Below are 15,271 nucleotides of genomic sequence, written 5' to 3'. Positions count from 1 at the left end.
TAATTGAGTTTTGAATGGTTTGCTTATCGCAAAAACGAAAACGGAATCTTCATAGAAACAATAATGTTTCGTCCCGCTTCTGGAAGTTCGATAAGTCGGTAAAAGCTGGTGTGATTTAAATATCTTGTATTAAATAAATTTTGGATCTGAATATTGAGGCTGATATCCTGTTTTCCTGTTTTAATTTTTGAGCCAAAAGCCACATTAAAAACATGACTTTCAGCCGTTTTTTTCTCTGGAGGAACAATATTGTTTTGCTGTGCCGTAAAACGATAATCAACAGAAAAATAAGGTTCTTTTAAAAATGAGATTTGTGGTTCGTAATTCAATCCGAACAAAACCGATGGAGGCGGAGAAAACGGAAGTGTATAGCCTTTTTTACTTCCTGATTTTTGTTCAGAATAAAGATATTCGGCACCAATTTCTGCACTTAAAGATTTCAGGAAATAATATCTTGTTTGAAATTCTGCACCGTAACGAAAGACTTTGCTTTGTTCATATTCAAAAACCTGATTTCCTGCGCCATAATAAATATCGTGCGCTGAGGTTGGATTCAGATAAATGAAATTTGGAAAATAGTTCACAAACGGAGTCAGTTGAAAAGAGAAGTTTTGCGCTTTCCATTCCATTCCTAAATCCAATTGATACGAACGTTCTGCATCCAAATTCGGATTTCCTTTTTCGAATCGGAAATAATGATAATTGACGCCGTTTGAAGCCAGTTCTTTGGCAATTGGCATTCTAAAACTAGAACCCAAATTGGCTTTCAGCGAAAGTTTTCCAGGATTGTAATTTGCACCAATCGACCATGTAAAACTGTCAAAAGTTTTGGTCAAATCTTGAGAACGCTGTAAATATTCCAATTCCGTTTGATTGTTTTCGGAAACCGGACTTTGAAACCAATCGTAATACGATTTCATTTTTATTTTTCCGTAATCGTAACGAACAGCGCCGTTTAAAAACCACTTTTCGTTCAGTTCAATTTTATCGTAAGCAAATAAACCCGCGTTGAATTGTGTGAAAGACGGAATTAAAAAACTCCATCCGCCAATTTCATTTTGCTGAAAAACTACATTCGAACCAACTGTAATTTGATGGTTATCAATTCTAAATTCATCTTTAACAGAAAATGACCAGACATCCTTATCATATTGACGTTCCAAATCTTGCGGAGCGTACATGTCTTCAGGATAAATGGGTGGCATATAGCCGTGATTTACGTAATGGCTGTATTCTCTTCTAAAATTATTCTGAAAACCAATTTGTGTCTCAAAAGCATGATTTCCGAATTGAAAAGAAGTCGTATTGCTCACTTTTAAATGATTGACTTGCTGATACGGCATTAAAATATCACGGCTCGATTTGTCGTGTAATTCTAGATTTACATTTCGAGGTTCGAGTCCATGCGCATTCGCGAAAAAGCCGCTTTTAGTATGCACATTACTGAAATAGAAAACCGATTTAAAACGTTCTCCCGAATAACCCGAACTCAAATGAAAATCGAGTTCTTTCCCAGCCGTATTTCGCAAATGATTTTTGTACAGCGGAACAGCATAACTGTACACATGAACCACATCGGTTGGAACGCGATAATCGCCATAATCCATTGTGGTTACTCGAGAATCGAAGAACCAATTTTCGTTCCTTCCAAATAAATTAATAGAACTTCCAAATTGCGCATTGTTGCTTTTTCCGGTAAGATCAACGCTTCCGCCAAAAGTGTTTTGCGACGGAAGAGGCAAAGGTTTAATGTTTATCGCGCCGCCCACAGCATCAGATCCGTAGATAAATGAAGAAGGACCTTTTATAATTTCTACCCGATTTACAGCATATTGATCGATTTCCAATCCGTGATCGGCTCCCCATTGTTGGCCTTCGTGTTTCAAACCATTCTCCACCACAATAACCTGATTGAAACTCAAGCCACGAATAAGCGGTTTAGAGCCTCCAGAACCAATCGAAATAGTTTTAACACCAGGCAATTTCTGCAAAGACTGCATCAAACTTCCGCCAAGATTACGCTGAATGAAACTGTTGTTTACCGTTTCAACATTTAGCGATTCTTCTTTTTTACGTTTTTCGGAAGAATTTCCGTTAATTAAAACTTCGTCAAGTTCTTTGATTTCTGGTTTCTTTTCTGAAGACTGATTTTGAGAAAAAGCTTCGGTCGTAATTAATAAACTGATGAGTAAAAAACAAAATCTCCAATACATGGATAGGGCATTCTTCATTAATCTGATCTTATAAAATTTTAATACTTAAACCTCTTAGCGTCTGCCAGCCTTCTTTATCCGTCAAACGGATCATAAAATGGTAATCTCCTGGATCAACATCTGCAGGAATGGTGATTTGTGCTGTTGCTTCATAACTTTTTACTCCGTTTGGGATCGTGTAATTGTTTATAAAAAGCATTGGTTTTACAGGACTTTTTACAGCTTCGGTTTCGCAGGTATTAACTTCTGTACTATGTGTATGATGATCGAAATTGTGATGAATGTCAAGGCTGTAAGAACCCAAAGCGACATTGTCATTAAAAGTGGCTTTGAAAGTGAAGGTTTGTCCGCGTTCGATCGTGCTGCATTGAATCGGAAAAGCATTTGCTCCAGTACTATCAATTACTGGATATTCGCTGTCGATTTCGGCTTTGTCGCTGGAGCAGGATGAAATAAAAGTAAGAGCCAAAATGGCAATTACAAGCTTTAATTTTTTCATATTTTTTGAGTTATAATCGTTAAGTTTTTCTTCACTTCTAGCTTAGTTCCGTTTTGATCGTTTACGATAATGATAAAGTCATATTTTCCTTCTGCAGCATCTTCTGGAATGTCAAAATGTTTGTGAACAGTTGCGTTTTTTGCGCCCGCATATTGCGTCCACGTAATTTCGTGTGACCAGACTTTCGAGTATGTTTCGGTGCTTTTCTGTAGAATTTTTACTTGTACATTTTCGATTTTATCAGCAGCAGTTACTTCTGCATTAAAATGGAAATCTGCGCCAATAGTTGCTGTTTCGCTGTTGCTAAGACCAAGCTCGATTTTGTCAATAGTTGGAATTACCTGTTTTTCTTCTGAATCGTCATTGCTGCAGCTTGTAAAAGCCATTGCAGCAAAAAGAGAAGCCAGAATGAGTTTTATTGTTTTCATTTTTTCTAATTTGATTTTGATCATTTTATAAAGGGTATTTGGATTACAAAAGGGTATAGTGATTTCAATATTCAAGTCTCAGTGGGACAGAATAATGGTAGGAAATTCGACATTTGGCTAAGTCCCGGAGGGACGAAATCTTTATAGAAAATAATTTATGACCTAAGAAAAAGCCTCAGAGAGGCGACATATTTCTTTTCTCTGATTAGATAACACAACAGTAACTAGAAGCCTGAATAAGGATTTAGTTCTGAATGCGTTGATCGATAAAATGTTGAGTTTTTTTGTGTAGAAAAAGTTATTTCAATATCAATATCAATATCAATATCAATATCAATATCAATATCAATATGTTGTATTAAATGCTTAAAATAAATGAAATAGCTTTTGAATGTTTTTAGATTTTGAAATCATAAAAACAATTAAATAGCCGAATTGTAAAACAATCGGAAACACAAAAAAAAACTAAAGTGAAAAAGGCGGGGCTCGAAGTGAGAAAAGAGCACCCTTAAAAAATGCAAAATGAGGTTTGCTGTAAAAACTAAGGTGTTTTAGAACAGGATTATTCTTGAAAAACTGAAAAGCATTGAATTCAAATGTGCCAACTGCGCTAAATTTGAAATCGCAAATAGAACATTTATGAAACGAATGCAGTTTGGCTTTGAATTGCGGTTTTTCGGAAATAGAAAACTCTAATTTTTCTTTTGAATTATGAGTGTCTAAAATATGCTCATACGAATGGACAGCCGGAAAAAATATTGCGAACAATACAATCAAAGGCATTAAGAGATTTATAAATTTAAGTTTCTTTTTCATTCGTGAAGATTAACTTCTAGATGAGGTTTTTTATACTGTTTAATGCAATAGTGTTGCAAATATAGAAATCTTATTTTTAAATGCAATATTGTTGCGATAATTGTTTGCGAAAAATCAATGCTTTTGTTAATTTTAGCAAATCTTATATTCCTTAAAAATGAAAATTTTCTACAGCCTTCTTTGTTTTTTTATCTTGATTTTCAATAGCTTTTCCCAATTAAAAACAAGTGAATTGTTTGAAAACGGCGTTTCTGAACAGCTGGCAAATTTTCGTAAAAAACAGATTTCAGATCTTCAATACACTTTGTTTTTTGAAATTCCGAATCAGAAAGCAGAAAATATAAACTCTAATTTGATTGTAAATTTGAGTTTATCTGATTTAAGTCAGCCGTTGATTTTAGATTTTAAAGAGAAAACTTTGAACATTAAAACAATTGAAGCAAACGGGAAAAAGCTTTCTATTGTTCATGAAAATGGTCATATTATAATTCCGATTTCGACTTTGGTTTCAGGAAAAAATACGGTTTCGATTTCATTTATTGCAGGTAATTTGTCATTAAATAGAAATGACGATTTTTTATATACTTTATTAGTTCCAGACCGTGCCAGTACTTTATTTCCTTGTTTTGATCAGCCTGATTTAAAAGCGACTTATAAATTGAATCTTTCTGTGCCAAAAGATTGGTCGGTTTTGGCTGGAGCCGATGTTGTAGAGAAACTCGAAAAAGGTGATTTTACGTCTTACACTTTTGGGCAATCAGACAAAATGAGTACCTATTTATTCTCTTTTATAGCAGGAAAATTCAAAAGCACGACGCAGAAGCCAGGTTTAGAAATGACGATGTTATATCGTGAAAACAGTCCAGAGAAATTTCGCGTAAGCGCTGATACTATTTTCAATTTACATCAGCAATCGTTAGACTTTTTAGAAAAATATACCAATTATAAATTTCCGTTTCAGAAGTTAGATTTCGCTTCAATTCCTGTTTTCCAATATGGCGGAATGGAGCATGTTGGCGCAATTCAATATAGAGAATCAACTTTGTTTTTGGATAATAGCGCAACCGACACCGAAAAGCTAAACCGAGCAAAACTCATCGCTCACGAAACTTCACACATGTGGTTTGGCGATTTGGTAACTATGAAATGGTTTGATGATGTTTGGATGAAAGAGGTTTTTGCCAACTTCATGGCCGATAAAATCATGAATCCAATTTTTCCAAAAGTCAATCATAATCTGCAATTTTTTACGGCGCATTATCCTAGCGCTTTCGCGGAAGATCGATCTTTAGGAACACATCCGATCAAGCAACATTTGGCGAATTTGAAAGATGCTGGTTCGCTTTACGGAGCTATTATTTACAACAAAGCACCAATTATGATGCGTCAGTTAGAAGCTTCGATGGGCAAGGAAGCGTTTCAGAAAGGAATTCAAAAATACATTCTGAAATACGCAAATGACAATGCTGATTGGAATAATCTCGTAGAACTTCTTGATGCTGAAACTCCGCTTGATATGAAAAAATGGAGCGATGTCTGGGTAAATAAATCGGGAAGAGCAACCTTTACGGATCAAATAGAATATGATGCTAAAAACCGAATCAAAAGCTTTGAAATTCAGCAAAAAGCAGAAGATAAATCAGAGAATATCTGGCCTCAGGTTTTTCAGATTGGTTTAGTTTATGCTAAAGAGGTAAAAGTTTTATCAATCAATATTAATGACAAAAATACTGTTGTAAAAGAAGCTATAGGAGTTGAAAAACCGCTTGCGATTGTTTACAATTATAATGGTTTTGGATACGGTGTTTTTCCGCTTGACGGGAATAATTTAAATTATATTGCTGATTTGAAAGATGAAATGGCTAGAGCTTCCAGTTATAGTAATCTTTATGAAAACACTTTGATTGGTAATGTTTCGACAGAAAAAGCTTTTGATTGTTTTTTAAAGGGAATTCAAACAGAACAAAACGAATTGGTTTTGAGAATTGTTTCGGGAAGTTTAAATACGATTTATTGGAGATTATTGACGGGAAAAGAACAAAGTAAAGTTCAGAAACAGCTTGAAGGTGTTTTATATGAGCGTTTACAGGCCAATTTATCTGCGAATATCAAAAAGACTTTATTCGGATTGTTTAGTTCGATTGCTTATTCTGATTCGGCAAAAGCCAGTTTATATAAGGTTTGGAACAGAGAAATTTCGATTCCGAATTTGAAATTAAACGAAGACGATTACACCAATATGGCGATGAATTTAGCGATTTTCAAACATCCAAAAGCCGATGAGATTTTGGAGAAAACCAGAACATCTTTCACCAATCCGGATAAACAAAAGCGTTTTGAGTTTTTATTGCCTTCATTATCGAAAGATAAATCGGTTCGAAATGCGTTTATGGAATCTTTAAAAGACGATGCAAACCGAGAGAAAGAATCTTGGGTTTCGGTTGGTTTGGCAAATGTAAATCATCCGCTTCGTCAGGAAAGTGCTCAGAAATATATTAGATTTTCACTAGATTTGGTTGATGAAATTCAGCGAACAGGAGATATTTTCTTTCCGAAAGATTGGCTGGATAATACGGTTGGGAAATATTCATCGAAATTTGCTTTTGATGAAGTGCAAAGATTCTTAAAAGAAAATCCTAATTTTAGTCCGATCTTGAAACGCAAATTGTTTCAGGCGACAGATTTGCTTTATAAAGCACAAAATATTAAAAAAGAAACCGAATGAAAATCGAATCGGAAATAGAAAAAGTCTCCAGTTTTCAGCATCTCGAAATGCTGGCCAATCAGGTTGTGGAAGGTTTTATATCGGGAATGCATAAGAGTCCGTTTCATGGATTTTCGGCCGAATTTGCCGAACATAAAGTCTATAACGCTGGAGAAAGCACCAAACATATCGACTGGAAATTGTTTGCCAAAACCGATCGTTTGTACACGAAACGTTTTGAGGAAGAAACCAATTTGCGTTGTCATTTGATTGTAGACAATTCGTCATCGATGCATTATCCTGAACTGAAATCGAATCAGCCTTTTTATGAAAAGAAGATTGGTTTTGCGGTTTTGGCTTCGGCGGTTTTGATGAATATTTTAAAGAAACAGCGTGATGCAGTTGGTTTAAGCGTTTTCTCAGATAAATACGAATATTACGCTCCCGAGAAAGGAAGTGATCGCCATCATAGAATGCTTTTGAATAAACTGGAAGAATTATTGGTTCAGCCAAAAGTCAAAAAAACGACCGATACAATAACATATTTGCATCAGATTGCTGAGAAAATGCATCGCCGTTCGATGATTATTTTGTTTACGGATATGTTTCAGACGGAAGATGATGAAAAGCTTTTTAATGCATTACAGCATCTTAAACATAATAAACACAAAGTAGTTTTGTTTCATGTAGTTGATAATGAAACCGAATTGAAGTTTGATTTTGATAACACGCCAAGAAAGTTTATCGACTTAGAATCAGGAGAAGAGGTTTCGATTTTTGCTGATAATGTAAAAGAGCAATATGAAAAGAGAGTAGAAGCTTATTTTAAAAACTTGGCTTTAACCTGCGCAAAGAACCAAATTAAGTACGTTCCGGTAAATGTTGGCGATAATTTTGAAAAAATATTGACTACATATTTGGTTGAAAAACAAAACTTTGGATAAAAATTTGAAAATTTATTTCATTTTTTTTACAAAAACACTTGCAGAAATGAAATTCTGTACTATCTTTGCAACCGCAATAACGCAGAGGTTTGGTAGTTCAGTTGGTTAGAATACATGCCTGTCACGCATGGGGTCGCGGGTTCGAGTCCCGTCCAGACCGCAATATTGGGAAAAGCCTTTCGTAACAGAAAGGCTTTTTTGCCCAAATACGGTATCTAAGATTAGTTGTGTTGTTTTGCTACGACTTTGTAACTCGTAGCTGGTTTAGTAGTTAGACCAATGAAAAGCTTTCCACTTTTGTGGATGGCTTTTTTGATTTAAAACACTTTTGGTTTTTTGTTTTTACCGCAAAGAGCGCAAAGGTTTACGCAAAGAACACAAAGATATTTTCTAAAGAATGCAAAGTTCGCAAAGCTTAATTAATTTTAAGCTTTGCGATTTTTTTTGCTTAATTCTGATTTTAACGTAACAGTTTGTCATTTCGAGGAACGAGGCTCGAGCGATAGCGAATAGGCAAAGCAAATCTTCGCAAGTAACTCTACAAAGATTTTCCATTTATATATTAAAACATAGCCCGTGTTTTCAACCACGGGAATACAATCTATATAAATACGTTTCTCGTGGTTGAAATCATAAGCTATATGAATGAAAAACTTGCGGAATTTGAGTTCCCGATAGCTATCGGGATAGCGTTCTTAGCGGTTAAGTAAAAGAAAGTTCCTACTTTTTTATTAAAACTTGGATTTTTAAAATATTGGATTTTAATCGATTAAAAATTTCTTGAAATTTTATTTAAAAAAACGCTTGCAGAAACGAAATTCTGTTGTATTTTTGCACTCGCAATAACGCAGGGTTTGGTAGTTCAGTTGGTTAGAATACATGCCTGTCACGCATGGGGTCGCGGGTTCGAGTCCCGTCCAGACCGCCTAAGTTGTTAAAAGCCTTTCTTAACGGAAAGGCTTTTTTGTTTTTGTTATTTAACCGCAAAGCACACTAAGATTTACGCAAAGTTCGCAAAGTTTAATTTAGCCACAGATTATACAGATTAACACAGATTTTAAAAAATCCTCTAATCCTTTTAATCTGTGGCTAAAATTTTAAGTATAAAAAGCTTTGCGAACTTTGCGCTTTCCTTTGCGTCTTTGCGGTTAAATCTACAATCCAATTTTCTTCTTATCTTTAATATCACAAAAAGTGCTATATTAAACACCAATGGAACATTCTGGTCAGAAACTCGATAAATACTACATTAGGAAAGTAGATGCCGATAAAAAAAGCATATACTGTCACCATGATTTAATGGGTGAATTATTTATTCCGCCACATAAACATGTTAAAGCGCAATTGCTTTATGCAGAAGGTGATGTTGTTTTTGTGACTACAGAAACCAAAACGTATTTTTTGCCAGCTAGACATTTTATCTGGATTCCGAGTGGAGTGGAGCATAGCATCGAGCCGAAATCGGAAAGTGTGACAATGCGAAATCTGTATTTTCCTGTTGAAAAAGACGAAGATGACTTTTATAAAGTAGAAGGAATTTATCCGGTTAATAACTTATTGCTGCAAATGATGCTTTTTACCAATCGATGGAACGGTGATCTTAAAAAAGGAACTCCGAATTTTGCCATTGCCAAAGCGATAAAAGCGATTCTTCCGCAAATATGCACCAATAATCTTCCTTTAGAATTGCCACAACCAAAAGACAAACGACTTGGAAAGATTCTTCGTTATATTGAAAATAACCTCGGAGAAACGATTCTCTTTGCCGATGTAGCTCATGAATTTGGTTTCAGCGAACGCTCTTTGTATCGCTTGTTTCAAAAAGATCTGGGCATGTCGTTTATTCAATATTATACCATTAGAAGAATCCTCAAGGCAATCGAACTTTTATTAGAAAGAAAACTTTCGGTAAAAGAGGTAGCCGAAGAAGTTGGTTACAATAGTGTTCCGACTTTCAGCAATACTTTCTTCAAAATTTTAGGACAAAGGCCTTCCGATTACTTAAATGGAGAAGAGATTTTAGAAAGCAAATGATTTGTTTTTTCTCTCGCAGATTTGGCAGATTGTACAGATTTTTACTTTAATTCATTAATTATCTGCTTGATCTGCCAAATCTGCGGGAGAAATCAAAAAATAATCACAATCAAAATCTATTTTGTAATAAATTGTTTTTCAATGCTTTAATATAACGTTTTCGGAAAACACGATTTTAACATTTGTCTGAAATGAATATGTTCTTGGCTTTTTAGAATTATCAGTCACCAGAAAAATGAAGGAACTTTGCAGCATCAAATATTTAATTATTCATGTTCCTTAAAACAACAAATTCTACAGACGATTGTTTTCCCAGAATCCTGCTGTTATTCTTAATTGTATTAGCATTCAATGGCTTACAAGCGCAGGAAGTTCATACTGTTTCACTTCAAGATGCTTTGAAGCTGGCTAAAGAAAACAACAAAAAAATCCTTAGATCTCAATTGGAGGTCACGCTCTCAGAGCAGAATATCAAAGAAAGAAAAGAACTCCGACTGCCAGACGTACAGTTAAACGGCATGTATTCTCGAATTACGAATATTACCGAATTCAAAGGAAGCGGGTTTTTAAAAGACAAAGAAGTTACACCGGCAATTCCTGAAATTTATGAGGTTAATTCGACTTTTAAAATGCCAATTTATGTCGGAAATAAGATTAATAATGCCATCAAAATTGCCAATCAGGAAAGCGAGATCGCTAAAATAAAAACCGAAAAGGCCGAAAATGATATCGAGCTTGAAGTGGTGGCAAACTATCTGGCAATTTATAAAATGATGGAACTTCAGAAAATATTCGAAGAAAACATCAAAGAAGAAAAAAGCCGATTGAAAGAAGTGCAATCGCTTCAAAAACATGGAACGGTTACGAAAAACGAAGTTATTCGTGCCGAATTACAGCTTTCAGATCGCGAATTGAATGCGTTAACTAACTCCAAAAACATTAAAATCGCACTTCACGATCTGAAAACGCTGATCCAAATTCCAGAAAACGAAGAAATTGCGATTGATACAACGTCGAGTTTGGATGAAATGAATGGTTTGGATCCGTATGATTTTTATATGAATAAAGCTTTGCAAAACGAAGAAATGCGTATTGCTAGTCAGGAGCTGAATATCAGCAAAACGGAACTAAAAATGGTTAAAGGAAATTATTTGCCAAGCGTGCATTTCTTTGGGAATTACGGTTTTTATTATCCGAATTATAAATTCTTTCCGCCTAATCCGTATCTGTATACTTTAGGACAGGTTGGTATTGAAGCCACTTTTGATCTTTCGTCTTTATATAAAAATAAAACCAAAATGGAGCAGGCGAATACCAAAATCAAATGGCAGGAAATGCAGAATGAAATTGTAAAAGAGGAAATTCAAGATAAGCTTTATAAAGAGCATACGCAGTATCAGGAAATTCTTGAAAAGTTTGTTGTTGTGGACAAAGCACTGGATTTGGCCGACGAAAATTACCGTATTGTAAAGTTGAAATACTTAAATCAGCTGGTTTTAATTACCGAAATGGTCGACGCTGATAATGCTTTGCTTCAGGCGAAATACAACAAAATTTCTACGCGATTGGATGCGGTTTTAAAACATTACGAACTGCTTCATACGGCTGGAATGCTTCCGCAGAGCTAGATGGTGAGAGATTAGGCTAAAGCCTTAGAAAAAAGATTAAAGAAGAAAGATTTTTAGAAAAGAACTAAGTTAAAGAGATATGGTTAAGATAAAAAATGAAACTAGAAGAAATAAAACGTTTCATATACTAATAACAATTATTGCGTGTGTGCTTGTTATAAGCGGTGTTATTTTAGGAATTTGGTTTTATGTGTTCAACAGAAATCACGAAGAAACCAACGACGCGCAAGTCGAACAATATGTAACGCCAATTATGTCTCGTATTACGGGTTATGTGCAGGAAGTTCGTTTTAACGAAAATCAGTTTGTGCATAAAGGAGATACTTTGGTTGTGATTGACAATCGTGAATATAAATCAAAATTGAATGTGGCTCTTGCCGATGTTCAAAATGCGCAGCAAAACAGCGTTGTGGCGCAGAAAAATGCCATAAATACGGCAAGTGCGACCGCGATTAACGAAGCGCAATTAGAAGCTGCAAAATCGAATCTTTGGAAAACTAAATTGGAATATGAAAGATACAAAGCTTTGGTAAGCGAAGAAGCGGCTACTTCTCAGCAATTAGAGAAAGTAAAAGCAGATTACGAATCGGCTCAGGCGCATTTTCAGGAAATGAAAAACAGAATCCATTCATCTGCTTTAAGCACTTCTGTTGCCGAAGCAAATGTTCCGACAACGCAAACCAATATTGCTTCCAAACAAGCTGTTGCTGATAATGCTGCTTTATTTCTTTCGTACACCATAATTACAGCGCCTTATGACGGCTGGGTTGGAAAACGAACTTTACAGCCAGGACAATTGGTAAAAGAAGGTCAGTCTTTATTGTCAATTGTAAGTAAAGAAAAATGGATTACGGCCAATTTTAAAGAAACGCAATTGCAATATTTAACCGTTGGGCAAGATGTTGAAATAAAAGCCGATGCTTTGAGCGATAAAACTTTTGTTGGTACAATTGCATCCTTATCACCTGCGAGCGGGGCAAGATTTTCATTGCTTCCTCCAGATAATGCAACGGGTAACTTCGTAAAAATCGAACAAAGAATTCCGGTTAGAATTCAGTTGAAAGACAGCGACAAACAAGCCGACTTTTTAAGAGCGGGAATGAATATTACTGTGATCGCAGCACACTAAAATGGAAGATAAAAGTATTTTTAAATCATGGGTTCCAAAATGGGCAATCATTACGATTTTGTTTGTTTGTCTCTTGCATTCCATGATTTTATTGGGGGTTTATACGTCAAACGTAACGTATGCGGCAAGTTTTCTGGATATCGAGCCCGAAGATTTGCAGTACGCGATGTGCGTTACGTATGGAACTCTGCTGGCTACAATTCTTATAGAAAGCCGATTTTCGAGTTTTTTTCCTGCCAAAAATTACCTCATGGGAGTTTATTCCTTAATTGGAGTTACGATTGTAACGTCGGGTTATGTCGATAATTTTGCGGTTTTTCTATTGCTGAGAGTTGCCGAAGGAATCTTAATGGCGCTTCCTGCCATTACCATCAGACAATTGCTTATTGAGCAGTTTGATTCTAAAAATGCCATTATAATTGGTTTTTCCTTTTATTATGGTTCTCTACTGCTGTCTACGCCTTTTATTATGAATATTGCGGTTTGGTTTCTGGATCACTACGACTGGAAATACATGCTGTATGTTTCGGGCGGACTGCAGGTTTTAAATGTCTTTTTAATCTTGGTTACTTTTCGTGGGCACCGAACAACAAAGAAAATCCCGTTGTATCAAATCGACTGGATGAGCTATTTTTTGGTTTTAACAGCTATTCTTTGCGGTGCCTACTTTTTTGTGTATGCCGAGAAAAAATATTGGTTCGAATCTTCTCAAATGGTTTTAATGCTTATTACGGCACTTATTACGGGAGGTTTGTTCATCTTCAAAGAGCTTTTGGTTAAAAGGCCAACTTTTAATTTTGAAGTTTTTAAATACGCCAATCTGAGAATTGGGTTTTTATTGTTTTTCCTGTTTTACATCAGCAGAGCAACGTTGAGTCTTTGCCATTCGGCGATGTATTCGATTTGGAATTGGGATCCGTCTCGAGTTGCGGGTGTGCAATACATTAACGGACTCGGAAATATCATCGGATTGGTTTTGGCGGCTTTTTTCTTGATGAAATCGCTTTCGACCAAAATCATTTTTCTGATTGGTTTTTCGCTGATTGCGTTGTATCACTTTTGGTTTACGTTTCTATTTGTGCCCGATGTGGCTTTATCAGATATTATTGTTCCGTACTTTTTGCAGGGCATCGGAGTTGGATTGTTATTTGTTCCGTTGATTTTATTTACTACTTCTTCGGTTCCTGCAAATATGGCGGTTTCTTCAGGAATTGTCGGCGTTTCTGGACGTTTCTGGGGAAGTACGATTGGTTTTTGCGTCATGCAGAATGCAACCGTATTTTTAAACAAAAAACACTTTTTGAAACTTAGTCAGTTTGTAACTGGCGAAAATCCCGAAGCACAGCAAAACATTGCAAACGCCACGCAGAGTTTTATTGCCAAAGGATATTCGGCAGATAATGCGAATGTTCTAGCCATGAAAAAGATTTTTGGAAGCATTACAAAACAATCAACTTTATTGGCCGATATGGAGATTTATACCATTGTAGGTTACGGTTTATTGGTTTTGATTATTCTTATTGCGTGCAATCAGCATTTGAGACAGACTATGACTTTGGTTAAAAGCAAAATTTGGATTGGGTAAAGGTTTTGTTTCAGGTTGAATGTTTCAAGTTTTTGCCAATCTTTGTCTATTATTCTCGCAATCCTGATAGCCATCGGGAGTAGAGATGCAAAGAGTTTTATTTTTAAAGCCACAGATTATAAAGATTAAAAGGATTTTTGTTTCACGCAGATTCGGCAGATTTTAGCAGATTTAATTTTGATTTTAATAATATCTGCGCTTATCTGCTTAAATCATTTTAAATCTGCGTGAAATAAAACTCTGCGACTTTGCGAGATTCAAAAAAAATCTTGGTGAATCTCTGTGAGAAACCTCTGTGTAACTCTGCGGAAAAACTTATCTTGCATCCGTTAAAAACAACAAACAGAATTATGAGCCAGCAATGTGTAATTTTTGATATGGATGGCGTGATTTCGCATACAAATCCGCATCATGTGATCGCTTTTGAAAAGTTTTTCGATAAATATAATATTCCGTACACGAAAGAAGAATTTGAAGAACATATGTACGGAAAACATAATAGTTATATCATGACGCATTTCTTCAAACGTCCGATTGCGGGAGAAGAACTGATAAAATTAGAAGACGAAAAAGAAGGAATGTTTCGTGAGATCTACAAAGACAAAGTCGAAGCGATTCCGTATTATATGGACTTTTTAAACGAATTAAAATCTCGTGGTTTCAAAACAGCTGTGGCAACATCGGCGCCTCGTGCGAATCTGGATTTGATTGCAAACGCTTTGAAACTAGGCGAAAAAATGGATTCGATGATGTCGTCAGAAGACGTAACGTTTCATAAACCAAATCCTGAAGTATACTTAAAATCGGCAGAACGTGTTGGCGTTTCTCCGTCAGATTGTGTGGTTTTCGAAGATTCTTTTTCGGGTATTACAGCAGGATTAAATGCCGGAATGAAAGTCGTTGGAGTTTTGAGCACGCATACCAAAGAACAGCTTCCGCCGTGCGATTTTTATATTAATGATTATAGTGAGATTAATGTCGATAAGATTATTGAAATATTGGGTAGATAAATTCCAATTTTTTAAAATCCCAAATTCCAAGTGATACGAAACCTTTGTCAAAGTTTTAAACTTTGACAAAGGTTTTTTTCATATTGTAACCACAATCTTGTCATTTCGACGAAGGAGAAATCTTAGTTAGAAGCTCCACAAAGATTGTTGATATGCGTTACCGAGTTACTCGCGAAGATTTCTCCTTCGTCGAAATGACAAACTAAACGGATTTAAAAACCGTTTAATACTTCTCCTCTAGAAAAGCCATCTAGCCTTTTTCAAATTCCAAGATTAAAGAA

10 protein-coding genes and 2 tRNA genes are annotated in these 15,271 nt (G+C 35.5%); 9 read left to right on the top strand and 3 right to left on the bottom strand.

The window, feature by feature from the left end; all coding sequences use genetic code 11:
• Positions 1 to 23: 23 nt before the first annotated feature.
• The 3 genes from JC605_RS02845 to JC605_RS02835 are packed head-to-tail and all read right to left on the bottom strand — an operon-like array spanning position 24 to position 3,140.
• Positions 24 to 2,231 carry a TonB-dependent receptor gene (locus JC605_RS02845; RefSeq protein WP_233074015.1) on the bottom strand — a complete coding sequence of 736 codons (2,208 nt, stop codon included), beginning with the start codon at positions 2,229 to 2,231 and terminating at the stop codon, positions 24 to 26.
• A gap of 10 nt (positions 2,232 to 2,241) precedes the next feature.
• Positions 2,242 to 2,712 carry a DUF4625 domain-containing protein gene (locus tag JC605_RS02840; protein ID WP_198854781.1) on the bottom strand — a complete coding sequence of 157 codons (471 nt, stop codon included), beginning with the start codon at positions 2,710 to 2,712 and terminating at the stop codon, positions 2,242 to 2,244.
• The gene (locus tag JC605_RS02835) at positions 2,709 to 3,140 is read right to left on the bottom strand and encodes a DUF4625 domain-containing protein (protein WP_198854780.1); all 432 of its coding nucleotides are present in this window, start codon (positions 3,138 to 3,140) and stop codon (positions 2,709 to 2,711) included. Before JC605_RS02835 ends, JC605_RS02840 begins: the two co-directional genes overlap by 4 nt.
• 973 nt (positions 3,141 to 4,113) lie before the next feature.
• Between JC605_RS02835 and JC605_RS02830 the strand changes: the two genes are divergently transcribed.
• The 9 genes from JC605_RS02830 to JC605_RS02790 all read left to right on the top strand — a co-directional run bounded on the left by JC605_RS02830 (position 4,114) and on the right by JC605_RS02790 (position 14,990).
• Positions 4,114 to 6,681 carry a M1 family aminopeptidase gene (locus tag JC605_RS02830; protein ID WP_198854779.1) on the top strand — a complete coding sequence of 856 codons (2,568 nt, stop codon included), beginning with the start codon at positions 4,114 to 4,116 and terminating at the stop codon, positions 6,679 to 6,681.
• Positions 6,678 to 7,604 (top strand): DUF58 domain-containing protein, encoded by a 927-nt coding sequence (locus JC605_RS02825; RefSeq protein ID WP_111367556.1) that lies wholly within the window; start codon positions 6,678 to 6,680, stop codon positions 7,602 to 7,604. Before JC605_RS02830 ends, JC605_RS02825 begins: the two co-directional genes overlap by 4 nt.
• Positions 7,605 to 7,690: 86 nt before the next feature.
• Positions 7,691 to 7,764 (top strand) — tRNA-Asp (locus tag JC605_RS02820).
• Between the two features lie 691 nt (positions 7,765 to 8,455).
• Positions 8,456 to 8,529 (top strand) — tRNA-Asp (locus JC605_RS02815).
• Between the two features lie 287 nt (positions 8,530 to 8,816).
• Positions 8,817 to 9,638, top strand: a complete 822-nt coding sequence (locus JC605_RS02810; protein ID WP_198854778.1) for an AraC family transcriptional regulator — start codon at positions 8,817 to 8,819, stop codon at positions 9,636 to 9,638.
• A gap of 272 nt (positions 9,639 to 9,910) precedes the next feature.
• The gene (locus JC605_RS02805) at positions 9,911 to 11,266 is read left to right on the top strand and encodes a TolC family protein (RefSeq protein ID WP_198854777.1); all 1,356 of its coding nucleotides are present in this window, start codon (positions 9,911 to 9,913) and stop codon (positions 11,264 to 11,266) included.
• A 79-nt stretch (positions 11,267 to 11,345) separates the two neighbouring features.
• Positions 11,346 to 12,395, top strand: a complete 1,050-nt coding sequence (locus JC605_RS02800) for an HlyD family secretion protein (protein ID WP_073408093.1) — start codon at positions 11,346 to 11,348, stop codon at positions 12,393 to 12,395.
• Between the two features lies 1 nt (position 12,396).
• Positions 12,397 to 13,980 (top strand): MFS transporter, encoded by a 1,584-nt coding sequence (locus JC605_RS02795; protein WP_012023435.1) that lies wholly within the window; start codon positions 12,397 to 12,399, stop codon positions 13,978 to 13,980.
• Positions 13,981 to 14,330: 350 nt separating this feature from the next.
• Complete coding sequence (locus tag JC605_RS02790) at positions 14,331 to 14,990, top strand: HAD family phosphatase (RefSeq protein ID WP_198854776.1); 660 nt, start codon at positions 14,331 to 14,333, stop codon at positions 14,988 to 14,990.
• Positions 14,991 to 15,271 lie beyond the last annotated feature (281 nt).

The organism is Flavobacterium sp. IB48 (assembly GCF_016405855.1).
Taxonomy (GTDB): Bacteria; Bacteroidota; Bacteroidia; order Flavobacteriales; family Flavobacteriaceae; genus Flavobacterium; species Flavobacterium ginsengisoli.
Note: the sequence above shows the minus strand (reverse complement) of the source record. Positions and strands in the feature narration are given on the sequence as shown.